The sequence below is a fragment of the Paenibacillus sp. FSL R7-0345 genome (assembly GCF_038595055.1).
Taxonomy (GTDB): Bacteria; Bacillota; Bacilli; order Paenibacillales; family Paenibacillaceae; genus Paenibacillus_AQ.
The window spans coordinates 4,336,916-4,362,594 of sequence record NZ_CP152002.1 but is presented as its reverse complement, the minus strand read 5'-3'; the positions used below and the strand labels follow the sequence as shown (position 1 = coordinate 4,362,594).

General features: G+C 52.7%; 19 protein-coding genes. 13 read left to right on the top strand and 6 right to left on the bottom strand.

Annotated elements, in window-relative coordinates:
• Nucleotides 1–158: 158 nt before the first annotated feature.
• The 3 genes from NST84_RS18780 to NST84_RS18770 all read left to right on the top strand — a co-directional run bounded on the left by NST84_RS18780 (nucleotide 159) and on the right by NST84_RS18770 (nucleotide 4,370).
• Nucleotides 159–2,021, top strand: a complete 1,863-nt coding sequence (locus NST84_RS18780) for an assimilatory sulfite reductase (NADPH) flavoprotein subunit (RefSeq protein WP_342566469.1) — start codon at nucleotides 159–161, stop codon at nucleotides 2,019–2,021.
• Nucleotides 2,022–2,056: 35 nt separating this feature from the next.
• A complete protein-coding gene (cysI, locus tag NST84_RS18775) occupies nucleotides 2,057–3,781 on the top strand; it encodes an assimilatory sulfite reductase (NADPH) hemoprotein subunit (RefSeq protein WP_342561690.1) in 1,725 nt (574 codons plus the stop codon).
• A gap of 181 nt (nucleotides 3,782–3,962) precedes the next feature.
• Nucleotides 3,963–4,370, top strand: a complete 408-nt coding sequence (locus NST84_RS18770) for a hypothetical protein (RefSeq protein ID WP_342566468.1) — start codon at nucleotides 3,963–3,965, stop codon at nucleotides 4,368–4,370.
• Nucleotides 4,371–4,395: 25 nt separating this feature from the next.
• Here the strand turns inward: NST84_RS18770 and NST84_RS18765 are convergent, their stop codons facing one another.
• A complete protein-coding gene (locus tag NST84_RS18765) occupies nucleotides 4,396–5,475 on the bottom strand; it encodes a glycoside hydrolase family 99-like domain-containing protein (protein ID WP_342561689.1) in 1,080 nt (359 codons plus the stop codon).
• 35 nt (nucleotides 5,476–5,510) lie between these two features.
• Nucleotides 5,511–6,374 carry a glycosyltransferase gene (locus NST84_RS18760; RefSeq protein WP_342561688.1) on the bottom strand — a complete coding sequence of 288 codons (864 nt, stop codon included), beginning with the start codon at nucleotides 6,372–6,374 and terminating at the stop codon, nucleotides 5,511–5,513.
• Nucleotides 6,375–6,771: 397 nt separating this feature from the next.
• Here NST84_RS18760 and map point away from each other — a divergent pair, with 397 nt between their 5' ends.
• The 5 genes from map to NST84_RS18735 all read left to right on the top strand — a co-directional run bounded on the left by map (nucleotide 6,772) and on the right by NST84_RS18735 (nucleotide 11,922).
• Nucleotides 6,772–7,518: a type I methionyl aminopeptidase gene (map, locus tag NST84_RS18755; protein ID WP_342561687.1), complete on the top strand. Its 747-nt coding sequence runs from the start codon at nucleotides 6,772–6,774 to the stop codon at nucleotides 7,516–7,518.
• 259 nt (nucleotides 7,519–7,777) lie between these two features.
• Complete coding sequence (locus tag NST84_RS18750; protein WP_342561686.1) at nucleotides 7,778–9,208, top strand: PAS domain S-box protein; 1,431 nt, start codon at nucleotides 7,778–7,780, stop codon at nucleotides 9,206–9,208.
• A 16-nt stretch (nucleotides 9,209–9,224) separates the two neighbouring features.
• Complete coding sequence (locus NST84_RS18745) at nucleotides 9,225–9,617, top strand: ATP-binding protein (protein WP_342561685.1); 393 nt, start codon at nucleotides 9,225–9,227, stop codon at nucleotides 9,615–9,617.
• A gap of 15 nt (nucleotides 9,618–9,632) precedes the next feature.
• Nucleotides 9,633–11,642, top strand: a complete 2,010-nt coding sequence (locus NST84_RS18740; protein ID WP_342561684.1) for a methyl-accepting chemotaxis protein — start codon at nucleotides 9,633–9,635, stop codon at nucleotides 11,640–11,642.
• A 1-nt stretch (nucleotide 11,643) separates the two neighbouring features.
• Nucleotides 11,644–11,922: an STAS domain-containing protein gene (locus NST84_RS18735; protein ID WP_342561683.1), complete on the top strand. Its 279-nt coding sequence runs from the start codon at nucleotides 11,644–11,646 to the stop codon at nucleotides 11,920–11,922.
• An 81-nt stretch (nucleotides 11,923–12,003) separates the two neighbouring features.
• On the opposite strand, the gene NST84_RS18730 is transcribed toward NST84_RS18735, so the two are convergent.
• The 3 genes from NST84_RS18730 to NST84_RS18720 form a co-directional block, all read right to left on the bottom strand.
• The gene (locus tag NST84_RS18730) at nucleotides 12,004–12,408 is read right to left on the bottom strand and encodes a CBS domain-containing protein (protein WP_068726316.1); all 405 of its coding nucleotides are present in this window, start codon (nucleotides 12,406–12,408) and stop codon (nucleotides 12,004–12,006) included.
• A gap of 219 nt (nucleotides 12,409–12,627) precedes the next feature.
• The gene (locus NST84_RS18725) at nucleotides 12,628–13,059 is read right to left on the bottom strand and encodes a VOC family protein (RefSeq protein WP_342561682.1); all 432 of its coding nucleotides are present in this window, start codon (nucleotides 13,057–13,059) and stop codon (nucleotides 12,628–12,630) included.
• Nucleotides 13,060–13,187: 128 nt separating this feature from the next.
• A complete protein-coding gene (locus NST84_RS18720) occupies nucleotides 13,188–14,360 on the bottom strand; it encodes a carbohydrate-binding domain-containing protein (RefSeq protein ID WP_342561681.1) in 1,173 nt (390 codons plus the stop codon).
• Between the two features lie 118 nt (nucleotides 14,361–14,478).
• On the opposite strand from NST84_RS18720, the gene NST84_RS18715 reads away from it, so the two are divergent.
• Together NST84_RS18715 and NST84_RS18710 are read left to right on the top strand one after the other, a co-directional pair.
• Nucleotides 14,479–15,510, top strand: coding sequence for a phosphotransferase (locus tag NST84_RS18715; protein ID WP_342561680.1), 1,032 nt, complete (start codon nucleotides 14,479–14,481; stop codon nucleotides 15,508–15,510).
• The gene (locus NST84_RS18710; protein WP_342561679.1) at nucleotides 15,491–16,300 is read left to right on the top strand and encodes a hypothetical protein; all 810 of its coding nucleotides are present in this window, start codon (nucleotides 15,491–15,493) and stop codon (nucleotides 16,298–16,300) included. Before NST84_RS18715 ends, NST84_RS18710 begins: the two co-directional genes overlap by 20 nt.
• 11 nt (nucleotides 16,301–16,311) lie before the next feature.
• Here NST84_RS18710 and NST84_RS18705 read toward each other — a convergent pair whose 3' ends face one another.
• Nucleotides 16,312–17,196: a sugar phosphate isomerase/epimerase gene (locus NST84_RS18705; RefSeq protein ID WP_342561678.1), complete on the bottom strand. Its 885-nt coding sequence runs from the start codon at nucleotides 17,194–17,196 to the stop codon at nucleotides 16,312–16,314.
• Nucleotides 17,197–17,469: 273 nt separating this feature from the next.
• Here NST84_RS18705 and NST84_RS18700 point away from each other — a divergent pair, with 273 nt between their 5' ends.
• From NST84_RS18700 to NST84_RS18690, 3 genes are all read left to right on the top strand, one after another.
• Entirely contained in the window at nucleotides 17,470–18,636 is a 1,167-nt protein-coding gene (locus NST84_RS18700) for a small-conductance mechanosensitive channel (RefSeq protein ID WP_342561677.1), read from the top strand.
• 13 nt (nucleotides 18,637–18,649) lie between these two features.
• Nucleotides 18,650–24,079 carry a diguanylate cyclase gene (locus NST84_RS18695; RefSeq protein WP_342561676.1) on the top strand — a complete coding sequence of 1,810 codons (5,430 nt, stop codon included), beginning with the start codon at nucleotides 18,650–18,652 and terminating at the stop codon, nucleotides 24,077–24,079.
• A gap of 115 nt (nucleotides 24,080–24,194) precedes the next feature.
• Nucleotides 24,195–25,640 carry an amino acid permease gene (locus NST84_RS18690; RefSeq protein ID WP_342561675.1) on the top strand — a complete coding sequence of 482 codons (1,446 nt, stop codon included), beginning with the start codon at nucleotides 24,195–24,197 and terminating at the stop codon, nucleotides 25,638–25,640.
• Nucleotides 25,641–25,679 lie beyond the last annotated feature (39 nt).

Genomic DNA, 25,679 nt, shown 5'->3' with positions numbered 1-25,679 from the left:
TGATTTAAGCCGCTTTTCGTCATTTTATTGGATAAAATGACAATAATGTAAAATTTAAGTCATGATCAGACTCGTTGATCGTTTCTGATAATTATGATAGCCTGAGTTCAAGATGTTAGAAGAGAAGAAGAGTTTACGCTAAGGAGAGGTCCATATTGGTGCAACTACAAGTTACGAACAGCCCGTTTAACGAGAGCCAGGCCCAGCTTCTGAACCAGCTGCTGCCGACATTGACAGAGTCGCAGCAAATCTGGCTTGGCGGATATTTGTCCGCAATGTCCCTGCGGGGAGCCGGGGCGCTACTTGCAGCCGTTGAACCTTCGGCGCCTGCAGCAGCAGCCCAGGGAATATTGCCTGCCGCTGCAGCAGCGGCACCTCCATTATCCCGAGAGGTGACTGTACTGTTCGGCTCACAGACCGGCAACTGCCAGCGGCTGGCGACAAGCCTGTCCCGCAAGCTGGAGGAGCAGGGCTTCACAGTGACCGTATCAGCGATGAATGCCTTTAAGCCGAATACGCTCAAGAAGGTCGAGAACCTGCTGATCCTGGTCAGTACACACGGGGAAGGAGAGCCGCCTGACAACGCCCGGGCTTTCCACGAATTCCTGCACAGCAAAAGAGCACCCCAGCTTGAAGCACTGCGCTACTCGGTTCTGGCCTTGGGCGATACCTCCTATGAATTCTTTTGCCAGACCGGCAAAGACTTTGACCAGCGGCTTGAGCAGCTCGGCGGCCAGCGCCTGAGCCCGCGGGTGGATTGCGATCTGGATTATGATGAGCCGGTTGCTGACTGGTTTGAACAGGTGCTTGGCTCGCTGAACGGCCCGCAGAATGCCCCGCAGATCGCGGATCAGGCAGTGGCGGCAGCCGAGAAAGCTGACGAGCCGCAATCTGCGTATTCACGCAATAATCCTTTTTATGCTGAAGTACTGGAGAATCTGAACTTGAACGGACGCGGATCGGACCGGGAGACCCGGCATCTGGAGCTGTCGCTTGCCGGCTCGGATCTGACCTTTGAACCGGGAGATTCCCTCGGTGTCTATCCGGAGAATCATCCGCAGCTTGTAGCAGAGATTATAGCGGCCATGGGCTGGAATCCCGACGAAACCGTTCCTTTTAATAAGAAAGGCGAAGAAGGCACGCTGCGCGAAGCGCTGCTGCGCCATTACGAAATCACTGTCCTGACCAAACCGCTGCTGGAGCAGGCGGCTAAACTGTCCGCCGCACCCGGCCTGCAGGCACTGCTGGCACCGGAAGCCCAGCAGGAGCTGAAATCCTACATCCAGGGCCGTGATTTGCTTGATCTGATCACAGATTTCGGACCATGGAATGTTGCAGCGGGCAGCTTTGTATCTATACTGCGTAAGCTGCCAGCGAGATTATATTCGATCTCCAGCAGCTATAATGCCAATCCGGAAGAGGTTCATTTTACCGTCCGGGCAGTGCGCTATGAATCGCACGGGCGCGAGCGCTACGGTGTCTGCTCGGTGCATTGCGCCGAACGGGTCCAGCCGGGAGATGCGCTGCCGGTGTATATCCAGAGCAACCCGAACTTCAAGCTTCCGGCGAATCCGGATGTACCGGTTATTATGGTCGGTCCGGGCACAGGCGTTGCCCCGTTCCGTTCCTTCCTGGAGGAACGCGGCGAGCAGGGGGCAGGCGGCAAGACCTGGTTGTTCTACGGTGACCGCCACTTCGTAACCGACTTCCTCTACCAGACAGACTGGCAGCGGATGCTGAAGGAAGGCGTACTGAACAAGCTGGATGTAGCCTTCTCGCGGGATACAGAGGAGAAGGTATATGTGCAGCACCGCATTCTTGAGCACAGCAAAGAACTGTATGCCTGGCTGCAAGAGGGCGCACATGTGTATGTCTGCGGCGACGAGAAGCATATGGCGCATGATGTTCATGCGGCACTCCTGACCGTAATCCAGGAGGAAGCTGGCCTCAGCCCTGAAGGCGCGGCGGCATATCTGGATAACCTGCAGCAGGAACAGCGCTATCAGCGCGATGTATATTAAGGACAGCGGATGGCCCCGGAAGGAGAAGATCAATAGTGGCAAATAATGAATCAGCGGTGAAGCCGATCGGCGGACCGCCTAGCGATGTTGAACATATCAAGCTGGAGAGCAATTACCTGCGCGGCGCCCTGGAATCGACGCTGCAGAACCCTATTACCGGCGGACTGCCGGAGGATGACAACCGGCTGCTTAAATTCCACGGCAGCTACATGCAGGATGACCGTGATCTGCGTGCAGAACGCGAGCGCTCCAAGCTGGAGCCGGCCTATCAGTTTATGCTTCGCGTAGTAGCACCGGGGGGCGTAGCCTCGGCGGCGCAATGGCTGGTGATGGATGAGCTCGCTCATAAGTACGGCAACGGCACACTGCGTCTGACGACCCGGCAGGCTTTTCAGATGCACGGCGTGCTTAAGTGGAACCTCAAAAAAACAATCAAAACCATAAATGATACCCTTATGACCACCCTGGCGGCCTGTGGCGATGTTAACCGCAACGTGATGAGCAGCCCGAACCCGTACCAGTCTGAGCTGCATGCCGAGGTCTATGAATGGGCCCGCAAGCTCACCGATCACCTTGCTCCGAAGACTCCGGCTTACCACGAAATCTGGCTCGACGGCGAGAAGGTAGTGGACAGCAAGGCGGATGTGGAGGTTGAGCCGATCTACGGGCCTGTTTATCTGCCGCGTAAATTCAAGATTGGTCTGGCGGTTCCGCCTTCCAATGATGTTGATGTATTCTCGCAGGATCTGGGCTTTATCGCCATTCTTGAAGACGGCAAGCTGGCCGGCTTCAATGTATCTGTCGGCGGCGGGATGGGGATGACGCACGGCGATACCAACACCTATCCGCAGCTTGGCCGGGTTATCGGCTTTGTACGTCCGGAACAGATCATTGACGTTGCGGAGAAGACCGTCACGATTCAGCGCGACTACGGCAACCGTTCTGTCCGCAAGAACGCCAGGTTCAAATACACGATTGACCGTCACGGGCTGGAATGGTTCAGAGGTGAGCTGCACCACCGGCTGGGCTGGGAGCTCGAAGCGGCACGCACCTACCATTTCGATCATAACGGCGACCGTTACGGCTGGGTAAAGGGCTATGACGGCAAATGGAATCTGACCCTCTATATCCAGAGCGGACGGATTCAGGACCAGGAAGGGTATCAGCTGATGACGGGATTGCGTGAGATCGCCAAGATTCATACCGGTGATTTCCGGCTTACCCCGAACCAGAATCTGATTATCGGCGGAGTCAGCAGCGCGAAGAAACGCCGGATCGCCGAGCTGGCCAAGCAATACGGCCTGACTGACGGCGCCCATCATTCCGCACTGCGGCGCAGTGCCATGTCCTGCGTGGCTCTGCCGACCTGCGGTCTGGCCATGGCGGAGGCGGAGCGTTATCTTCCGCATCTGCTCGACAAGCTGGAGCCGATTATTGATAAGGCCGGCCTGCGGGATGAGGAGATTGTCATCCGGATGACCGGCTGCCCTAACGGCTGCGCTCGTCCTGCGCTAGGGGAGATATCCTTTATCGGCAAATCGCCGGGCAAATACAACATGTACCTGGGAGCCGGCTTCAGCGGTGACCGTCTGAACAAGCTGTACAAGGAAAATATCGGCGAGCAGGAAATTCTGGAGACACTGGAGCCGATGATTCACCGCTACGCCAGCGAACGGATCAGCGGCGAGCATTTCGGTGACTTCGTCATCCGCAGCGGATACGTCGCGGCTGTAACCTCCGGACTTAATTTCCACGACTGACCCGGAATTATGGGATTAAGCGGCAAATATAAAGAACCTGTCTTCCCAAGCTGAAAGTTGGCGGGAGGGCAGGTTTTTTTTTCGATGCTGTCTTCACACTGGAAACAATCTAAAATTTGTATGGTTGTACTATATCCGTTTTCTATAAGTTACATACAATATAGTAATACAAATGAAAGGAATGATAGCCGTGCCTACTTTTGACAACGTGCTTGTTACCGGTAACCAGCTTATACAGCAGGACCTCCATGTGAACGGAAACGAAACCGTGCAGATTAATCTGAATGTCAATGGCAGTCAAACGATTCAGGGAGATTTGCAGATTAACGGCAATCAATCGATAGTTAATAGTCTGGCAACCGGAGCGGATGTAGACGCCGGCGGCAGCCTCTGGTCCAATTACCGGGCAGGGGTGAGCAATCAGCCTGTGCTTCCCGCTGGCGGAGCAAGTCTGCAGCAGCTCAGATTCTATGCTACGGGTGCAGCATCCCAGCCGGGACTGATGCTGAAGGGAACAGACGGGCTGGATTACGTGCTATTCATAGATGTCAGCAGCGGCACACCAAGCCTGGCTATTCAACCTGCTTAAGCACAGAATACCGTATCGGAACCCTTTACAACGTGGAATCTGCCATTGGAAAAGCACCCGTGTGCTCCAGCGCCTTCTTAACTTCCTCCAGATAGCGGAACTTATGCTGCAGGTCAGGCTCTAGAAAAGCGCCTTCAGCCCACTCGTTCCAGGCATTGATAAACAGAAATTCGCTTCTGTACAGCTTCATAGCGCGTTCAATCTGCCTCGTCAGGTACCAGCCGAATTTACTCGGGGAGGCTCCGATGGCGCTCTGTCCCCGTATGCCCAGCCGCGGTGTATTATCCCAGTTGACGTATGCGCCGGGGAAAATAGTTTCACCGTTACGGTGATGGGACCGGTTCAGGATCGTTAGCCAGGCCTGGTCATAATCAAATACGAGATGCTCCCGGCCGCTTATATTCATGTAATGCCAGAGGCGCTGCGTGTCCCCGTGGGCAAAGGTGTAATGAGGTTCGAACTCGACGCTTGCCTGGAATCCGCCTTGGCTGGGAATTTCAAAGCCGCCCAGTGTCCTGACAAAATAAATGCCGTCCAGCCCATTTCTCACCGCCAGCTTGTTCCACAGCTTCATCATGTCTTCACACCGGGGAATCTTCCCCGGTCTGTAAATGATAAATACAGGTTTATTGTCAATACGGATATACCTTGCGTCGCGGAATGCGTCCAATAGCTCAAAGAAATGTAGTTCCCAGTCCGCCTCATCCCCGTAATCCTGCTGGATCAAAACATCATGGTCTCCCCCGTCCCATTTACGTGTCCAGGATTCGTTTGCCCAGGATAAGCAGAATGGAAACTGCGGCTGGCCTGAGGCTAAGACTTCCTTGAACGGGCGTTCGAGCAGCGTCTTCCCCTTGAACCAGTAATGATAGTAACAGAACCCGTAAATTCCGTAGGCTCTCGCTACCTTCGCCTGCCAGTTTCTCGCGGCCGCATCTGTCAAATCATAGTAGTAATGATCAAGCGGTTCTTTGGGCTGATGGTGACCTCCATAGAGCGGAACCGCTTTTTTAGTGTTGGTCCACTCTGTAAATCCCTTGCCCCACCACCGGTCATTTTCGGGAATACAGTGAAATTGTGGCAGTAAATAAGCGATCAGCTTCAAGTAGCATACCTCCTGCTGCGGTCCATCATGCTGGATCAGCGGTTAAATACGATGTGAAGCAGCTTTGTAGTCATTTGGAGAAAAGAGTAATCGTAGGTGCTATTCCATAAGGAGCGGGATGCAACGGCTCTCTTGGCATCCGGATGATTACTGTAATAATGCAGCTTTTCCAACAGTTCTTTTGCTGTGTGAAAAGTAACAATGTCCTCGCCTGGCTTCATATATTCGTATATGTTGGGATGCGCCTCGGCAAGCTGAAATGCTCCGCAAGCCGCAATATCAAATAAACGGTTTGGCGGACTGCCCCAATGGATAATGATCTCTGACCCGTTATAGTAAGGCAGGGGCTCGATGTCCGTCGGCAGCACAGTCAGCTCCGGATAAACCTCCCAGCCGCTCCCGTAAGCAATCACTTTTTTCAAGGGGAATAGATGCTTGATTGTCTCAGCATAATCTTTACCGGATGCGCTGACATCGCCAAGCAGTAAAAGGTCTGACCTGTACGCTTCATCCGCAGGCCGGGGATTGAAGTGGCTCCGGTTAGCGGCAAAAGGTAAATAAAACACCGATCTGCAGCCGGAATGCTGATAAAAGGGAATATGAAGGCTGTTCTGTGTAAATACATAATCAAACAGCAGAGCGAGCTCTGCGGTAGAATTGCTGGTGGCCGGGCCATCGGATAGCCAGATCGCTTTTTTGACAGAAGCAGCCCGGATGGCATCCAAGTCATTGCTTGAGAGCGGCTCTTCATTGCCCACAACGAGAAGCAGGTCGGGGTTCAGCTGGTGCAGGGCTGAGGAGAAGCTCTGGAAAGCCTTGATGGCAACCAGTTCCTTGGCTAACAGCCTTAGCTGCTCGGCAATCATCTGTTCAATTTGCCACATGGTGTCTCCTGCCATGAACGAAACCATCAGAATGCGGATTTGCTTATGTTCAACGAAGCTTGAGATCTGAGGATGATCGCTGTTAGATTCGGGTAAGCGGTAGTTCTGCTGGGGCATCATTTTAAGCGCCCGGACAACAGTTTTAGTAATAAATTTTCTGGTTGTAAGATCCAGGCGGACGGTTTTGGCGGAGTGTTTTATCCGGCGTCTGTTTTTTTTATCATGAGGTTCTTACAATCCTTTCTGCAGATGCTGTACTGTCTTATGTTATGAAAAAACAGGAAGATCGTCACTAATCACAGATTAAATTTGGATTTTCGGCGGTTTTCTTACATAATATAAAGAAGGAACAAAAACATATTCAAGAGCCATTATAGTGAGTAATGCGTTCTGCACAGAAGAGGCGAATCAGATGATTATCATGAAAACGATGGAAGAAATCGAAAAAATGCGGGCAGCCGGCATCATTCTGGCCGAATGCCACCGGCAGATTGCCGCAATGATACAACCGGGTATTACCACCTGGGAAATTGATGAATTTGCTGAAAAGTTCATCCTCTCCCAAGGAGCGACTCCGGAGCAAAAAGGGTATCACGGGTATCCGTACGCAACCTGCGCTTCAGTGAACGATGTGATCTGCCACGGCTTTCCCAAGAAGGAGCCGCTGAAGGACGGAGATATTGTAACGGTTGATATGGTCGTGAATCTGAACGGCTGGCTGGCGGATTCCGCCTGGTCCTACGGTGTAGGCAGCATCAGTGAGCAGGCGCAGAAGCTGCTCGACACCACCAAGGAATCGCTGTTCAAGGGAATTGAGCAGGCGGTTGCCGGCAACCGGATCGGCGATGTAGCCCACGCCATCCAGACCTATGCCGAGTCAAACGGCTTCTCGGTAGTTCGTGATTTCATCGGCCACGGCATCGGCTCCGAAATGCATGAGAAGCCGGATGTGCCTTCCTACGGCCCTGCCGGCAAAGGCCCGCGCCTGAAGGAAGGTATGGTATTCACCATTGAACCGATGCTGAATACAGGAAGCTACCGCACCAAGGTGGATGCGGACGGGTGGACAGCCCGGACGATTGACGGCGGGCTCTCGGCTCAATATGAGCACACGCTGGCCATTACGCCGCAGGGAACCATTATCCTCACACAGCTGTAATCTGTAACGGTTTTAGCCCGGCCAGTCTGTCATGAACGTATGACTCTGGCCGGGTTTATTTTGTAATATAAGAATGTATATGTTCTAGCCTATCAATAATCCTTATCTTTCCGCAGAGACGGTTGCCGCCCTTCCTGAACGACGGCGCAGCCGTTTCTGCTTGTTTTCCATTGCTAAATGTGTCGAAATTCACGGCAGCCTGTCAGGAAAATGAATATAATAGGGTGAATTTATGGCGAATCGAATAGAGGATTAATACATGGCAACAGACAAGCATTGCAAAAATGAGCTGGCGGCACCAAGTGCGGACCAGTGTATGGATCATTACGGATGTATTTATGAGAACAACCATCTGATTACCCTGATGGTAGACCCGGCTGACGGCAGCATCGTGGATGCGAACAGGGCGGCTTGTAGCTTTTACGGCTACAGGCTGCGTGAATTCAGGAAGCTGCTGATAACGGATCTGAATGGGGGACAGGAAGACGATACAGGCAGCTTTTTGGACAGGGCTCTGCCCGGGGGGAAGTACCGCGGGAACCAGGTTTTTCATGAACATCACCGGCTTGCCTCCGGCCAGCACATTGATGTAGAGATTCACACCGGAGCCATGAGAATACTCGGCCGGGATTGTGTGTACACGGTGATCCACGATATCAGTGAGCGTATGCGCTCGGAGAAGCGGCTGCGCGAGAGTGAGGAGCGCTACCGGGATCTGGTTGAGCTCTGCCCGGAGGCGATTCTGGTGTACAGCGGCGGTACGATCCTGTTCGCCAACCAGCGGACAGAGAAATTGTTCGGCATAGTGAAGGAGGAGCTGCTCGGCAGAAGCATTGATGATTTTTTTATCGAAAAGCCGCTCAGCAGCTCGGAATATAATAAGCTGAAAGCGATGAGCGGCATCAAGGACAGCTTCCGGATCGAGCAGCGCTTTATCCGGCGGCATGACCGGCGGGTCTTTGACCTTGATATCTCCGGGGTCCCGATTACATATAACGAGACCGCAACGCTGCAGCTGGTATGCCGTGATATTACGCAGAAGAAAAAGGAGACGGAGCGGGCGGTCCGGCTTCAGGAGCAGCGGCATGCGGTCGGCTTTCCCCTTGAAGACAAAGCTGTTCTGGACAAGCTGTACATACCGGCGAATACGCTAAGCGGAGACTTCTTTATTTTTCACAGAATCAGTGATTACGAGGTGCTTGGCATTATCGGCGATGTAGCAGGCAAAGGGATTTCAGCTGCGCTCAGCATTTCCGCCCTGCGTGTGATGTTTATGGACAGCCTGCACAGCGGCCTTGCACCGGTAGAGATTCTGCAGGATTTAAACCGCAGGGCAATCGAGCATATGGGTGAGGATTATATAGCGGGCTGCTGCTTTCATTTTGATTTTAACAGGGGAATGATGAAGGCGGCTGCAGCAGGCATCAACGAGTTCATGTACAAGCCCGGCGGCGGAGAAGGAATGAGGATAACTGTAAAAGGCACTCCGCTGGGGATGTTCGCGGGCAGTACCTTCGAACAAACGGCAATTCCTTTTCAGGCAGGTGACCGCTTCTGCTTCTATAGCGACGGTATGGAGCTGCTGTTTAGCAGCGATGAGCTGTGCCGGGAATATGAATATCTGCAGGGAAAGATCGCAGGTTCAGTGCTGCAGGATGACTGCACATGGCTGAGTCTGCTTATTACATAAGCCAAGGAAGTGAACTATGGAGGCTTTACACAAGGAAGTCATGTTCTGCGGTCTGGGGAGTCACCTAACGATCATTGATAATATTATACAGGAGCTGGAGTTGGAACCATATGCGTTTGATATCCGGCTCATCCTCATGGAAGCTGTAACCAATGCTTACTATCATGGAAATCTTAGCGATTGTACAAAGCCCATCATTATCCGTTACCTGCTGTGCGGCGGGCTGCTCAATCTCCAGGTTGAGGATTCCGGGGACGGGGCGGGTGAGCTGCTGATTCCGCAGGCAATCGCCGACGAGGAGCTGCTGGAGGACGGGGGAAGAGGGCTGTATCTGATCCGCTGCTTCTCGGACAGTGTGGAGATGATCCGCAATACGATGTTTATCAGCAAGAGCGTATGTGTTCACTGAAAAGGGGAGAGTGTAGTGAAGTTAAGTATTAAGGTTAAAATGAGTATCCTTTTATTCCTGATTATCAGCATCCCGCTGGGCATCTCCGGCGCGGTCTCTTATAATCTGGCTTCAACCGCGTTGCAGAAAACCATTGAAGAGGAATTAAAAGGAACAACAAGCTCAGCCGCCAAGGCGGTTGAAACGGAGCTGACGGCAGCGGGTAACTTCCTGGATGTCGCCAGCCGCAACGGTGCATTGGCTGCATTGGCTGCTGATCCGTCAGGACAGAATGCCAAGCAGACGGTGTATACATATCTATCGGGTATCCAGCAGGACAATGCCATGCTGCTGGAATCGCTCATCCTTGTTGATGTGAACGGCAAGGTGCTGCTGACCAGCAGCTCAGAGGCGCCGGAGCTGAATGTGGCGGACCGGGAGTATTTCCGGCAGGCGCTGGCGGGTGAAAAGGCGTTAAGCGGAGTTCTTGTATCCAGGGACAGCAATAAAAATATTGTGGCGGTGGCCCGGCCGCTGCGCCAGGACGGCAACATTACCGGAGTGCTGATCGGGACGATCCTGTTTGATTCGATTGCCGCTCCTGTAGCTGAGAGCGAAATCGGGGAGAGCGGATACGGATATATGCTGGACCGGACCGGCCTGATCGTCTATCACCCTGACGGCAGCAAGGTGCTGAAGGAGAACCTGGATGGCAACAGTAACGCTGAGCTGAATGCCCTTGTGCAGCAGATGAAAAATGGCGAGACTGCACACGGATTTTATACATATGAAGGCACTTATAAGTATGTCTCCTTCGAGCCGGCCGGGAGCTGGGTTGTAGCGACGACAGCGAATTACAGTGAATACATGAAGCCGGCCGCCGAGATCCGCACGACAACGCTGATTGTGGTCATCTCGTTCATTCTGGTTGCCCTGCTGCTGGGATATCTCTTCACCACCCGCAATATTATAAATCCGGTCAAGCAGCTGCAGGCCGCCATGTCGCTGGCCGGGAATGGTGACCTGACTGTACATACCGCTATACATACACGGGACGAGCTGCAATCCTTGAGTGAATCCTTTAATGCCATGATCGACAAGCAGGAAGCCATTATCGAAAAGGTAAGACACGGCTCAGCCGTCCTGACCTCCATGTCAGAGGAAATGGCAGCCTCCTCGGAGGAGATCAGCGCCTCGATTGAAGAGATCAGCTCCAGCACCCAGGAAATTGCCGCGGGGGCAGAGAATGCTAACCACTCTGTTGTTAACGCCTCACAGGTGCTGGTTCAGCTCTCCAGCCTGGTGCAGCTTGCCCAGAGCAAAGCCTCAGCTACCTCACAGAATGCGGATAATACGAACGAGGCGGCACAGGCCGGGAGAACCGGAGTAATGAACACAGTAACCGCGATGGATTCCATCAGCAGCAGCACCCGGGAAACAGAGGAGCAGCTGCTTACAGTAAGCGTTCTGTCGGACAAGGTGTCCGCTATTATCGGCACGATCAATACGATCGCCAGGCAGACAAATCTGCTGGCGCTGAATGCGGCGATTGAGGCGGCGCGGGCAGGAGAGCACGGACGCGGCTTCAGTGTGGTGGCCGGGGAAGTCCGCAAGCTCTCAGATGAAACACATCTGCAGGCCGAAGAAATCAGCAGTCTGGTTTCCGATATGGTAGGGAGAATCGGACAGGCTGTAGAATCAATGCGGGGAGCTTCCATTGCCGTAGACAGCGGAGTACAGATCGTCAAGGAGACCGACCATGCCTTTATTCATATTATTGAATCGGTTGAGCTGATAACAGCAAGTGTTCAGGAAATACTGGAAATCACGAGGGATGAAGTAGCTACTTCAGACCAGATTATCAAGCTGATTGATTCCATGGGGACCATTTCGGAAATGTCTGTACAGAATACGGAGAGTGTGTCCAGCGCTACTGAAGAGCAGGCGGCTACGGTTAATAATTTTGTATCTACAGCAGAAGAAATCAGTGCGATGGCAGGCGAGCTGGAATTCCTGGTTGAGAAATTTAAAATAAGGGGTGAGTAGCTTGAATGAGATTACAATGAATATGCCGGCAATGTTTGCGGTAGATGAGGCAGGCACTTTCCGCGATACCGTTAAGGATTACATTAACAGCGGCCAGACAAGCTTTTTACTGGATTTCAAGGATTGCCTTTTTATAGACAGCACCGGTCTTGGCGTCATTGTCAGCCTGTACAAAAAATGTGCGGAGAACGGTGGCACGATCCGCTTGCGCACACTTCACCCGAACGTGCGCAAAATTTTTGAGCTGACCCGGCTAACCAACGTTTTTGAAATTATATAGCAGGTGTTTCCGGTAAAAAGGGGCGCCCGGGGCAGATGATGAATCTGCTTGCAGGGCAGCCCCTTTTTCTATTTAGTGCGGCTAATCCGTTATATTCCTTGTATAGTACTCAATAATATCCTTGCGGCGGATAATGCCGAGAAAGACACCCTCGCTGTCAACAACCGGCACAAAATTCTGGTCTGCAGCCAGCGTCAGCATATCCTCCATCTGGGCTTTGATGTAGACACTCTCATTATGCACATGCCGCTGGATGTCGCTGACCTTAACCTCACGCATGTTATCGAAGCTGAGTCCTGCCGTATTCTTCAGCTTCCACAGCAGATCCCCTTCAGCCAGCGTTCCAACATATTTCCCCTCGTGGTCGATAATCGGTATGGCGGAATAATAGTGCTGCTCCAGCTGCTCCATTGCCTCAAGCATGGAGATGGAGGAGGTAATGTAAGCGACCTGATCCTTGGGCAGCAAAAAGGCAGATATTTCCATGGCTAGTCTCCTTTACATTAGGATGAGTGCTAACGGTATATCCATTAAACCACAAATTCTATTGTAAGCGTATTACTAATTCTGTACCAGGGCTGGAAAATAGACGGCGGACGCCGCAGGCATTAAAAAAGGATACGTCACTCCAAGGCAGGAGCAGTGCCCCGCCATGTGTGTCGTATCCCTCATATTGTGAGCGAATGAAGCTACAAAGATATAGCTTTATTGGCCTGCTGCTTCCGTGCTTTCAAGGCTAACCTGCCATTCTATGCCGAATTTATCCTTCAGGCTCCCATAGAGTTTACTCCAAAAGGTCTCCTGCAGTTCCATCGTTACGCTTCCGCCTTCCTTCAGCTGATGGAACCAGGATTTCACATCCTCTTCGTTCCGGGTGACCAGCGCAAGACTGATGTTGTTGCCTGCTGTAAAGGGCATTCCCGGAAACACATCGGAGAACATGACGTTGCTGCCGTCAACATTCAGCCGCGCATGCATAATCAGCGCTTGGGCTTCTTCCGGCAGCGGGTAGTCGGGATTCGGCGGTGCTTCACCAAAGGTCATAATCTGCGGATCACTGTTACCGAACACCTTGGCGTAAAATTCGACAGCTTCCCGGCAGTTTCCATTGAAATTCATATACACATCAACTGACACTGGCTTCACTCCTAGGATGTTAAATTAAGGAAAGTGCTTTATTTCCACATAGTAGCATGGCCTTGTCCAAAGAGAAATATACTTTTGGGGCTTGCTTTTGCCATACTGTCTTAAGCTGCAGAGGCTGGTCAGCTGCCCGCGTTAATGGTGACGGAAGCTGAGGAAGCAGCATAAGTGCCGCTGGTGTATGCATTGCTGCTGTATAGGCCGTCATCGGCTTCTCCCGTTGCGATGCCGCCTGTGCGCACAGTTAGCTCCGTATCTTCCTGCAGGGCAGGAGCGCTATAAAGCAGCTGTCCATAAGCGGCTGCCGGAGCGAAAATCAGCAGGTTCCCTGCACCGGACTGAATTACAGCCAGTGTTCCGGCTTTCTGCAGAGCATCAAAGCTGATCATAGCAGAAGACTGGGCTGAGCCGGAAGCGGCCTCCGGAACGGTGGCTCCCGCGGCTATCACGGTCCCGCCGCTAATGTTCAGCGCATGGTTCTTATCACCGGCGGCTTCATCAAGACTGCCTAAAGCAATGACGGTGCCTCCTGAAATGTTGATGTCACCATCTGCCTCCATACTAGCGCCGGCGGATTCTACATACAGGTAGCCGCCGCTTATATTGATGCTGCCGGCACTGGTGCCGCCGGATGGAGTCAGGGCTGAAGCAGCCTGCAAGCCGGCTCCGGCAGAGTTTACATGCAGGATGCCGTCTTCAACGGCCAGAATCTGCGCGGCGGCAATCCCTGTCTGATATAACCCCTCTACATTTAGATAGCCTTCACCTGTAATCGTTAACGGTGCCTGGCTGAGCAGGGCGGCATCCCCGCCGGCCTGCTGTGCTCCGCTCAGCGTATTTACGGTCAGCGGCTCCAAGGTGACAACTGCCTTAGCCGCTGCGGTAATCTGTATGGCCGGACCCGCCGGGTTACGGATGCTGACTCCTTCAAGTACAAGCTCAACGCTGCCTCCGGGAGCATTAATGTCCATACTGCCGTTTGCCAGGATTCCGCTAAGCCGGTAAATGCCAGGTGAGCTGATCGTAACCTGCTGGCCGTGTGCTTCAGCACCCCCGCCTTCAATCCTTACGCTGTCGCCCAGAATGATATCTGTGTCCATATTCTCAGCTTCCTGCGGAATGTCAGGAACTGAGGTTGAAGCCGGTGCGGCAGTAGTAACTGAAGCATCAGGAATAACGTCTGCGTAAGTGGCGGCTGCAGCTGTATTTACCTTTGCCGTACTCGCGGAGCCGCAGCCCGACGCGATCACGGCAAGTATAAGCGATACGGCAAGGCTAGCATGTATTTTTTTCATATAAATAAATCTCTCCTGTTCCCTTCATCTGTATCCGTACGTTAAGCTTAGAACAGAAAGGTTAAGTCTCCCTGAAGTCAGGCTGAGAGTTGGCTGAAAGTGAAGGGTGGAGTTATTAGTGAATGAACAGGAACAGTCAGTGCTGCAGGCGCTTAATGCCCTTTACCCGCTGGAGCTGCAGGCTGCCGAGGCTGTAACCGGGGAAATGTACCGTTGTCTGGCGGATAATAAGGTTTATTTTGCAAGAGTCAGTGATTACAAGCCTTATGAAGCTCAGGCAGAGGAGGTGAAGCTGCTCGTCTATCTGCGCGGCGCCGGGGTCCATGTTGCGGAGATCATCCCTTCTGTTAGCGGAAAGCTGATAGAAAGCCATAATCTTGCAGACCCCGTTCAAATTGTTATGTTTGCGGCTGCACCGGGAGCTCATCTGCCGCTGAAGGAATGGGACGGTGAGGTGTTTAAAATGCTGGGCCGGGTGATAGGCAGACTGCATAAGGCCGGAGAAAGGTATGAGCAGCAGCATGGCCGAGCAGAGCAGATTAAGGACTGGACCGAGAATAGGGAGTACCAGTTCCTGCAGTCCATTCCGCCGGAGGAAACACTGATCCGGGCGGCTGCGCAGGAGGTACTTCAGAAGCTGCAGGCCATATCCCGGGACGGGGAGAATTACGGTATTATACACGGGGATATTTGGCTGGAAAATGTGCTGGCTTGGGGAGAGACGCTGACGCTCATTGATTTTCAGGATTGTGAGCGCCATTATTATCTGTATGATCTGGCGGTGCCGCTTTACTCAGCGCTGGAGTTTTCTTTTGCCGGGCAGGGAAATATCAGGGATTACGGCCAGCGGCTCGCCGAGAGTCTGCTTACCGGCTATCTGGAGGAGCATACGCTGACCTCAGAGATGCTGGGTCATTTACCGCTGCTGCTCCAGCTGAAGGAATTGTTCGTGTATAACCTGATGCATCTGTACTTCAATAAAAAAGAGCTGAGCGAGGAGCAAATCCGGATTCTTAATCTCTACCGGATGCGGATTGAGCATGGTATCCCGGCGGTACAGCTGGACTATGAGCGCCTGCAACGATTAGTGGAGGAGCATAGCAGGACTGGAAACACAGGAGGAGGACAACATGAACATTTACGGCTGTGATTTCAGCGGAGCCAAAAACCCGGAAGGCAAAATCTTCATTGCTTCCGGCCGGCTGGACGGGAACAGCTTCATCGTGGAACAGGTGTCCAGCTGTGAGGACAGGCTGGATTTATTTTATGAAATCAGGGCTACCAAAGCACCCTGGGGTATGGATTTCCCGTTCTCCATTCCGGAGTATTATCTGGAGCAGCAGTATTCTTCATCCTGGGACAAGTTCATCCAGGGAGCTTATGACGATAGCAGGGACCAGTTCAAGCAGCGGTTCGGCCAGATTCACAGCGGCAAAAGCAGCCGTGATCTCCGGTTGACAGACATTGCGGTTGACGGCAAAAGTCCGGTATCTTCCACGCCGATTGCGATGCATGCCATGCTCTACGGGGCACGCCGGCTGCTGCACAATCTGCACGGGGAAGCAGCGGTTTATCCGTTCCAGCCGTACCGTGAAGATGTTTCCCGCTTGTATGAAATCTATCCGGGCCACGGCTGGAAGGCGCTGAAGCTGAAAAGCAGCGCGCCAGATGCCCTGCAGGACATTCCCGCCAGCTTCAAAACACAGATCGACAGCGGCTTTGAGGTTACAATCAGCGCAAAAGCGGCAGCGGGGGCAACAGATGCCCGCGGACAGGCCAATCAGCATGCCAGAGACGCCGTGATGGCCTGTATCCAGATGGCCTATTGCCTCCGTACATACAAGCTGGAGAGCGGGGAACCATTCAAGCCGGAATTCGCCTCTGAAGCTGAATGGCAGCTGCGCATGCTTGAAGGGCTGGTTGTACGGATGCTTCCGTAATAAGCACGGATTTAAGTACCGTTAATTATATGATCCACCCAGGCATAACACTGATCCAGCTGTTCTTCAGTAATAAGGTCCGAGCGGTGCTCGAACATGATTCTGACCTGCGGATTTTCTGCCCGGATGATCTGCAGGTAAGCTTCAACCGGTGCCCATCCGTCGGCCTCATGTAATTCCGGGAGTACAGGATAATGACTGTTTTGCACACTGCCTTGAACCTGGACATTCGACAGGTGGATAAGAAAGGCATACTTCGAATAGGTCGTTAGTATTTTCCTGGCGTCAAAGTGGTGGTCCAGCTTGTCCTGCAGAAATAGTCTGGCCGTGTCCAGGCATAATCTGATGCTTGGGTATTTGATCAATAACGGTTCAAGAAAATTCTGCTCATAAATAAGCCGGCTGATGGCATCGAACTCCAGCACCGGCGTGAACTGGTAGGTCCGGCCCTGTTCATCAAGCCATTGGAAAAGCTGCTCAGTGCGGATAATCAACTCGTCGGGTGTAATTTCATGCTCATAGATGAATTCCCGGCGGTCTCCGAACCGCCATCCGGTCCAGTCTACGCGTTCATCGAGTATGACCGGTTTAGGATAATGGAACAGCACGTAATCCGGCTTGATTGCGGCCAGAGCATCCAGTTCTGCGGCGATCTGCCGGAAAGCGTCAGCACGCACCTCATGATCAGCGGACAGGACAAGCGGGTCCCGCAGCCTGGTGTTATTTTTACGAAACGGAAAATGTACACCTATGGCGAATCCGCCGTACCTGGCCGCTTCAACCAGCAATGCAGTATCCTCTTCAGAGGCAAACATACAAGCTTCAATTCCATAGAATCCGCTCCGGAAATCTTTTCTGAACTTCTGTTCATCAAAACCGCCGTACTGTCCAATCATAAATTGTCTCAGAAAATAACCTCCTGCCAAATAAATGGGATAAAAAGGAATTCGACAAAATCTACTTGCGTTCCTGCTAGGAAAAGACACTAGAAAAAACTAGTGTCTTTTCTATTGGGTAAAATTATAACGGGCACTATTAAATGAATGTTAAATGCAACTTTCGTTCTGGGTCCCGGGGAATACAAGCAGGAATAATTTGGGCTGGCAGCGAATAGATAGCGGGTCAACAAAATTCGACCTTTAGACTACATATGACAGAGGGGTATTATTGTGAAAAAAGGGCAGAAAACGCTTTTCCTGATCGCAACGTTTATTATGATTTTTTTGCTGCCGCTGCTTGGCAGTCTGGCCAAGTGGAAAGGCTTGCCTCCGGGGTATGGGGAATTTCCCTCGCAGAAGGTTGAGGCAGACCCCGGATTCAGCCTGCTCTATTTCTCTCTCGCCTGTATCGTAGCCGTCATTATAACACTGGTGCTTGTATTTCCCCGTATGTTCGGATTCAAAAAGGTAACCCTGGTTCCGCAGCCCCAGAATGGCAGAACTGCTTTTCCCGTGTGGTTCTGGTGGAGCCTGCCTGTGCTTGCGCTCAGCTGGTTCCTCATGTGGGCCCGCCTGGATCTGCTGGAGCCGCTGGAGAATTATGCTTTTGTCCCGCTGTGGTGGTCCTTCATTCTGATATTGGACGGGCTCGTCTATAAGCGGACAGGCGGCAATTCGATCATCTCCCACAAGCCTCGTCTGATGCAGCTGCTGGCGGTGGTTTCCTGCTTCAGCTGGTTTGCCTTTGAATATTTGAACTTTTTTGTAGTAGAGAACTGGTATTATCCCAATGAAGACGTCTTCTCCAACTTCGGCAATGTCTTCTGGTTTTCCCTGTCCTATACGACCGTGCTTCCGGCAATTGTAGAATGGTATCTGCTGCTGGGTACCTTTAAGGGGTTCAAGGAACGTTACAGCAACGGGCCGAAATTCAACGTATCGAGAACGCTTTTGATCCTTTATTTTGTAATCGGGTTATTTCTGGCATTCGGTATGGGTTATTATCCTTATCTGCTGTTCTGGGTACTGTGGGTCGCCCTTGTGCCTATGCTTTCGGCTGCCATGGCCTTATGCGGCTACTGGACTCCGTTTAGCCCGGCTAAGAACGGTGACTGGTCAAAGCTTATTCTAATTGCGCTCGCCACCTTGTGTAACGGGTTCTTTTGGGAGCTCTGGAATTTTGGCAGTGAATGGTTTCATGATTCCGTGCCTACTAATCCGAATTACTGGAAGTACTCTGTTCCTTATCTCGACAAAATCCATATCTTCTCCGAGATGCCGATTCTGGGTTATTACGGATATCTTTTCTTCGGTGTAAACTGTTGGATTGTGTGGCTGATCGCTGCCTACGTGTTTAAATTTGATGCAGATTTCGAATTAACCGGAAAGAATCGCTAAAGGTGGAGTGGGCATGATTGCGATGGACAACTATCAGGTTGTGGAAACCATTTCGGATCAGTATTCGAAAGCGGTCTACAGATGCAGGGATGCTTTATCCGGTGATACGGTCATTTTAAAGGTTTTAAAAGCTGAATTTACCGGCCCTGAGGCTGTGATGCGGTTTAAGCAGGAATACAGGCTGCTCAAAGAGCTAAGCACACAGATTGAAGGTGTGATCAAACCCCTTAAACTTGAAGAAAAAAACGGCTTTTATACTATGGTGCTGGAGGATATCCATGGGCGTTCCCTGAAAGAGATCATGGAGTCCGATCCTCCGGATACGGCAACGCTTCTTAAGCTGGTAATCAAAATTGTAGATATTCTTGGTGCAGTTCATGAGCATAACGTCATTCATAAGGATATTAAGCCTTCCAATATGATCTGGAACAGGGAAGATGACGTGGTGCAGCTGATCGATTTCGATCTGGCCGTAAAGCTGCCCAAGGAGAAAAAGGAGTTTCAGAACAGCGGGGTGCTCGAAGGCAGCATCCAGTATATTTCACCTGAGCAGACCGGACGGATGAACCGCAATATAGATTACCGGAGTGACTTTTATTCTCTGGGTGTAGTGCTGTATGAGCTGATGACCGGGAGCAAGCCTTATACCACTCAGGAAATGCTGGAACAGATCTATTCCATAATTGCCAAGGAGGCCGTTCCGCCCTACCAGCTGACCGGAGGGAGGGTATCTGCCGAGCTGTCGGAAATCATCATGAAGCTGATGGAGAAATCCTCCGAGGAGAGATACCGCAGCGCTTACGGGATTAAGGCCGATTTGAAAAAGGTGCTGGCCGGTGAAGCCGGTTTTATAATCGGGGCAGAGGACCGGCATAATGTGTTCCGGATTCCGCAAAAAATATACGGCCGCGATGCAGAGCTGGCCCGGCTGACAGAGGCTTTCCGGCAAAGCATCAGCGGCCAGCCGCAGCTGATGCTGGTTAGCGGTGAAGCCGGCGTGGGTAAGACGGCGCTTGTACATGAGCTGCACAAATCCATCAGCCAGGAAAAAGGGCTGTTCGCTGAAGGAAAGTTTGACCAGTACAACCGGAACATTCCATACAGCGCGATTATCCAGGCCTTCCGCCGGCTGATCAGCCAGCTGCAGGATAGTCCTGACGCAGAATACAAGCAGCGGATGGCCCAAGCACTGGCTGAGGGTCTGGACGGCAATGGAAGCCTGATCGCCGGCCTGATTCCGGAGCTTGACGGCTGGATCGGGATTCAGCCGGAGGCAGAGCCGCTTAATCCCGCTGAGGAAACGAACCGGTTCTTTCTAACCTTTGCCAAGTTCATTGAAGGGATCACCTTCAATGAACGTCCGCTGGTGCTGTTCCTGGACGATCTGCAATGGGCGGATTTCTCCAGCCTGCAGCTTGTTGAACGGCTGCTGCTGGATCACCAGCTGCGCCGGCTGTTCATTGTCTGCTCTTACCGGGGCAATGAGATCCATGACGGCCATCCGCTGTTTACTTCTGTCGCCAAGATTGAGAAAAACCGCCAGGTCGGCGTTATCACACTGGAGCCGCTTACCGTCCGGGATGTGAATCTGCTTATTTCAGATACCCTGTACAGCCCGCGGGAACGGGTGGATATGCTGGCGGAAGTGATCTATAAGCGGACAAAGGGCAATTCCTTCTTTGTGAGTGAACTGCTTAAGGATTTGTACCGCAGCGGTTATCTGTATTTCGATGATCCGCAGGGCAGCTGGAGCTGGCAGCTGGAACAGATTATGAGCCTGCCGGTGAACGAGAATATCGTTGAATTTCTCATGATGAAGCTGAACAATCTGCCGCAGGAGACCCGTAAAATACTTATGCTGTGTGCAGCGGCCGGTAATGTGTTCGACTTCAGCCTGCTGAAGCTGATCAGCGGAGAGCCGCGGGGGAGTATTGTCCGGGCAATTGCCTCAGCGGTCGACGAAGAGCTGATTGTGCCGTCGGATGCCAGCTATGCGATGTTCTCCGGTTATCTGGACGAAACCGATATAGAACCGGAGCCGCCACAGGAGCTAAAGATCTCATTCGGCTTTGCGCATGACCGGATCCAGCAGGCCTTTTACCAGATGATCGATGAGGGGGAGAGCAAGGAGCTGCATCTTAGGATCGGCAGAGTACTGCTTGCGAATCTGCCTCCGGAGGAAGCGGATGAGCTGATCGTCGATATTGCCGCCCATATGAACAAAGGGCTGGAGTTCATCCGCAGCCAGGCAGAGATTAACGGGGTCATCAGGCTTAACCTGCGCGCTGCCGGCAAGGCTAAGGCGGCTTTTGGTTATGACTCCGCTTATGCACTGCTTGAAGCGGTGCTGCCGCGGCTGCCGGACAATGCCTGGGAGGATGATGAGCTTCCGGCAGCGGAGATTTACCGGCTGCTGGCCCAGTGCGGCTATCTTACCCATCATATTGAAGAAGCGGATGCTGCCTGTGCTATTCTGCTGGGACATACACCGGGAAAAGTGGACCGTGCGCAGATCTATGAGCTGCAGGCTGACCATTACATGTATCTCGGAATGATGAAGGAGGCGATCGCTGCCGGAAGACAGGGGCTGCAGGAGATGGGCATCCAGATTCCGCAGCGTGTTGGGATGGCCTCCGTGCTTACGGAGCTGGTGAAGATCAAGGCCGCTCTCCGGGGGAGGACGGCTGAGGATATCTTTGCCTCCGGCGAAATGAAGGACCCGGAAATGCAGCTGATCATGAGGCTGCTGATTAACTTTATCCCTCCGGCTTTTATCTCCGGTGAGACTTCGCTGTTCGGCCTGGCGGTGCTCAAAAAGGTGGGCTTGACGCTGAAATACGGCAACTCGCCTGAATCGGCAATTGCCTTTATCGGTTATGCGATGCTGCTGTCCGGATTTGGCGATGTAAAGGGTGCGTTTGAATTCGGCCGGCTGGGCATCCGGATTAATGACAAATTCAATGACGTGCAGTGGCGGGGTGCGGCACATGTGTTATACACCTTGTTCAGCCACGCCTGGACAGAGCCCTGGGACACCCTGCAGGACTGGTTCACAACCTCGATTGAAGCAAGTCTGCGCACAGGTGATTTGCTCTACCTGGCTCATTCCTGCTTTTACGTTAACATCTGGAATCCCGAGATGGATCTGGCGACCAATCTGCTGGAAAGCAACCGGATGATATCGATGATCGAGAGCACCAAATACAAGGAATCACTGGCGACCGCGCAGCTGGTACGGCAGTATTACCGCAATCTAATGGGCGAAATGGGCGGCAACCGCTCATTCAGTGACGGTTCTTTTGACGAAGAAAGCATGCTGCGGGATTTGGAGCTGGCCAAGTACAATTCCGGGATTGCCATATATTATATCTATAAAATGAAGCTCTTGTTCACCTATGAAAGCTACCAGGAAGCCCTAGTGTACATCGACAAGGCTTATGATATTATCGGCGCGCTCTCCGGCTCTGCTTTTATGGAAGAGTTCTCGCTTTATACCTTTTTGAACCTTGCCTACAGCTATCCTGATCTGCGCGGAAGAGAGCGGTATAAAGCAAGAAGACGAATGAAGAAGGAGATGGGCAGGGTCCGTAAATGGGCCCGGCATGCTCCCGGAACCTTCCGGCAGCACGAAATGCTGATGAAGGCGGAATGGGCACGGATTGCAGGACGGGATGATGAAGCGGGACAGTATTATGACCTGGCAATTGAGGCCAGTGAGCAAGGCACATTCGTCAGGTATAAGGCGCTTACCAACGAGCTCGCAGCTAAATTTTATTACGCTAAGCAGTTTAATGAGTTTGCCGCCTACCTGCTCAGACAGTCCGTATATTATTATTCGGTGTGGGGTGCCAAAGCCAAAATCCAGTTCCTCAAAGCCCGGTACCCGGACATCGTCCGCAAAATCAACATCAAGGAATTTCTGCATGGACGGACTGTATCCGATTATAGTGAAAGCATTGATCTGGATTCCATGATCATGGCTTCTCAGGCGATTTCCAAAGAAATTGAGCTAAACAATCTGCTGGAGGCGCTGATGCAGATTGTCATCAAAAATGCCGGGGCACAGCGCGGCTGTATCCGGATGACCGGCAGCTCAGGGCTGCTGGTGGAGGGCGAATATCTGGCTGACGAGGATCGGATCTCGGTCGGGGTCCAGAGCCGGAGCGGCTTTGACAATCTTCCGGATTCCATCCTGCGTTCAGTTGAGGAGAGCGGCAAAACGCTGATCTATAATGACGCTTATTCGGAGACACAGTTCGTAAATGATCCTTATATCGTGAAGCACCGCACCAAATCCATGGTCTGTATGCCGCTGATCAACCAGAACAAGACGGTTGCTGTCATCTATCTGGAGAATAATCTGGTAACCGGCGTATTCACCAAAGAGCGGATGAAGATCATTAATCTGCTGTCACGGGAAATGGTGTTTTCCCTGGAAAATGCCAGCCTGTACTCAGAGCTGGAGCGTTCAGAGGAAAAATACCGTGAGCTGGTTAACAACCTGCAGGACGGAATTTTTATTACGCAGGACTTCATATGCAAATATGCCAATGAAGCGCTGGCCGGGATGCTCGGTTATGAGGTGGAGGAAATGCTGGATCAGCCGTTTGAGAGCTTCCTCAGCCCGGCGGAGCGGGATAAAGTCATGTATTATTACAGCCGGAGGGTGGAAGGCAAATCTGCGCCCTTCGAGTATGAGACCAGACTGCTGCACAAGGACCGTATCCGAGAGGTTATCGTTATCCACAAGGTTACCCTGATTAATTATTTGGACAACATGGCTATCCAGGGGACGGTAAAAGATATCACCCTGCGCAAGCAGGCGGAGGAGGAGCTTCTGCGGCACAAGGAGCATCTGGAGGAGCTCGTGGCCGAGCGGACAAAGGAGCTGGAGCTGAACAACGAGGAGCTTAACCGGTATATCGGGATGATTGAGCGGATTTCGAATACGGACGAGCTGACAGGCCTGTATAACCGCAGATATTTTAATAGAGTGTTTGCCGAGGAAGTTGAGAAAGCCGCTGCCACGCAAAAATACCTGACTTATCTGATGCTCGACATCGATTATTTCAAAAAATACAACGATACCTACGGCCACTATGAAGGCGATAAGGTGCTGCGCAGAGTAGGCAAATTGCTGCAGGAGCTGGCGGAACGGGCTGACGGCTTCGCCATCCGGCTGGGCGGCGAAGAGTTCGGCATCGTCGTCACCGGCTTTACTCCCGCTCAGTCCCGTGAATATGCCGAGACCATCCGCCGGAGCATTGCTGATTTGAAGATACCGCATACAAGGAGCCCCCAGTTCGGCATTGTGACCGTGTCGATCGGTACAGCCTGTGTCCGGGTCAGCGATGCCGGGGAAGAGGACATCTACAAGCTTAGCGACGATGCCCTTTACCAGTCCAAGGCTGAAGGGCGAAACCGGGTTACCTTGTTCCAATAATCTAGTAAAACCCTCCGGTGCCATTATGCCGGAGGGTTTGTTGTGCTGTTGATCTTATGGGTAAATTTCCTGGTCTCTGCAAATACTTTTCCTAAAAGACCAGGAGGCTTGCATTATGAAACAAAGGGAAAAGGGGTTATCGGTATGGCAGCTTACGATGCTCGCACTCGGAACAGTAGTTGGGGGCTCCTTTTTTCTGGGTACCTCAGTGGCTATTCGTGCTGCTGGTCCGTCTGTCATACTGGCCTATGTAATCGGAGGGATTCTGGTCTACTTCATTCTCTCGGCCTTATCGGAAATGACCGTAGCCAATCCGGCGGCCGGCTCCTTCCGTACCTACACTGAACATGCATTCGGCAAAGGTGCAGGGTTCACCGTGGGCTGGGTATACTGGACAGGACTTGTGTTGGCTATGTCCAGTGAAGCAACAGCGGCTTCCATTCTGCTGCGCGGCTGGTTCCCGCTGCTGCCGCTGGGGCTGCTTGGAGCCGGAATCATCATTGCTGTAACCTTGCTGAATCTATTGGGGGCTGCGCGTCTCAGCAGGCTGGAGAGCGGACTTGCTGCCTTTAAGCTGCTGGCCATCGCCGGATTTATCCTCATTGCGGCCGGTATCGCAGCCGGAATTTGGTCCGGGGGACAGCAGAACGCCGGCGTCCAAATTCTGCAGAATCAAAGCTGGATGCCGGGAGGTCTTGCCGGCATTGCAGGAAGCATGCTGATGGTTATGTTCACCTATGCCGGATTCGAAGTGATTGGGCTGGCCGCCTCAGAAGCCGGGAACCCGGCTGTGACGATTCCCAAAGCAATCCGTTATACCATAGTACTGCTGGTCGGACTATATATCGCAGCCATAGCAGCCCTGTTCCTGCTGTTACCGGCAACGGCTGTCTCTGAACAGGTCAGCCCCTTCGTGACAGCGCTGACCCGCTATGGCCTTGGCTGGGCAGGCACTGTAATGAACGTTGTTCTTGTATCCGCTATACTGTCGACCATGCTGGCATCCGTCTTCGGCCTGGGCCGGATGCTGCGCTCGCTGGCGGAGGAAGGGCATACGCCAGCCTGGATGCGTGACCGGACAGACATCCCGTACCGGGGCATTCTGGTCTCCGGCGGATCAATGCTCGCCGGCCTCGGTCTGGGCATGCTGCTCCCGCAAGGAGTCTACCTGTTTCTGGTCAGCTCCGGGGGCTTTTCGCTGCTGTTCTCTTATCTGATCATTCTGGCCAGCCATTACCGGCTGCGTAAACGGCATGGAGGGCCGCTTACCGAGCGGCACGGCTTGCGCGGATATCCGTACACTTCGTGGATTGCGATCGCAAGTCTGGTCGTTATCCTGGCCAGTATGCCGCTGATTCCCGGCCAGGGTGGCGGGCTGGCTGCCGGCATCGCGCTGGTCGTATTCTTTGCTGCGGTCTACGCGGCAGGCAGACTGCCCCGCAGAGCTGGAGGCCGCAGCGGGATGCAAACGCCGCAGCTGCGTGTTTCCGCAGCCCGGGCGCAGATGGAGGCCGCTGAAGAGCCCGGAGGAAGCGGCGGGGACCGCGAGGACCGCGGGTGAGCGGGGAATTTATCAGGCGGGAGGGTAAGCAGCCGAAAT

What these genes read in the sequence shown, in the direction of transcription:
- NST84_RS18690 (WP_342561675.1), top strand. Translation starts at nt 24,195, where the DNA reads ATGAAACAAAGGGAAAAGGGGTTATCGGTATGGCAGCTTACGATGCTC.
- NST84_RS18710 (WP_342561679.1), top strand. Translation starts at nt 15,491, where the DNA reads ATGAACATTTACGGCTGTGATTTCAGCGGAGCCAAAAACCCGGAAGGC.
- NST84_RS18730 (WP_068726316.1), bottom strand. Translation starts at nt 12,408, where the DNA reads ATGGAAATATCTGCCTTTTTGCTGCCCAAGGATCAGGTCGCTTACATT.
- map (WP_342561687.1), top strand. Translation starts at nt 6,772, where the DNA reads ATGATTATCATGAAAACGATGGAAGAAATCGAAAAAATGCGGGCAGCC.
- NST84_RS18750 (WP_342561686.1), top strand. Translation starts at nt 7,778, where the DNA reads ATGGCAACAGACAAGCATTGCAAAAATGAGCTGGCGGCACCAAGTGCG.
- NST84_RS18720 (WP_342561681.1), bottom strand. Translation starts at nt 14,360, where the DNA reads ATGAAAAAAATACATGCTAGCCTTGCCGTATCGCTTATACTTGCCGTG.
- NST84_RS18745 (WP_342561685.1), top strand. Translation starts at nt 9,225, where the DNA reads ATGGAGGCTTTACACAAGGAAGTCATGTTCTGCGGTCTGGGGAGTCAC.
- NST84_RS18695 (WP_342561676.1), top strand. Translation starts at nt 18,650, where the DNA reads ATGATTGCGATGGACAACTATCAGGTTGTGGAAACCATTTCGGATCAG.
- NST84_RS18705 (WP_342561678.1), bottom strand. Translation starts at nt 17,196, where the DNA reads ATGATTGGACAGTACGGCGGTTTTGATGAACAGAAGTTCAGAAAAGAT.
- NST84_RS18760 (WP_342561688.1), bottom strand. Translation starts at nt 6,374, where the DNA reads ATGGCAGGAGACACCATGTGGCAAATTGAACAGATGATTGCCGAGCAG.
- NST84_RS18770 (WP_342566468.1), top strand. Translation starts at nt 3,963, where the DNA reads ATGATAGCCGTGCCTACTTTTGACAACGTGCTTGTTACCGGTAACCAG.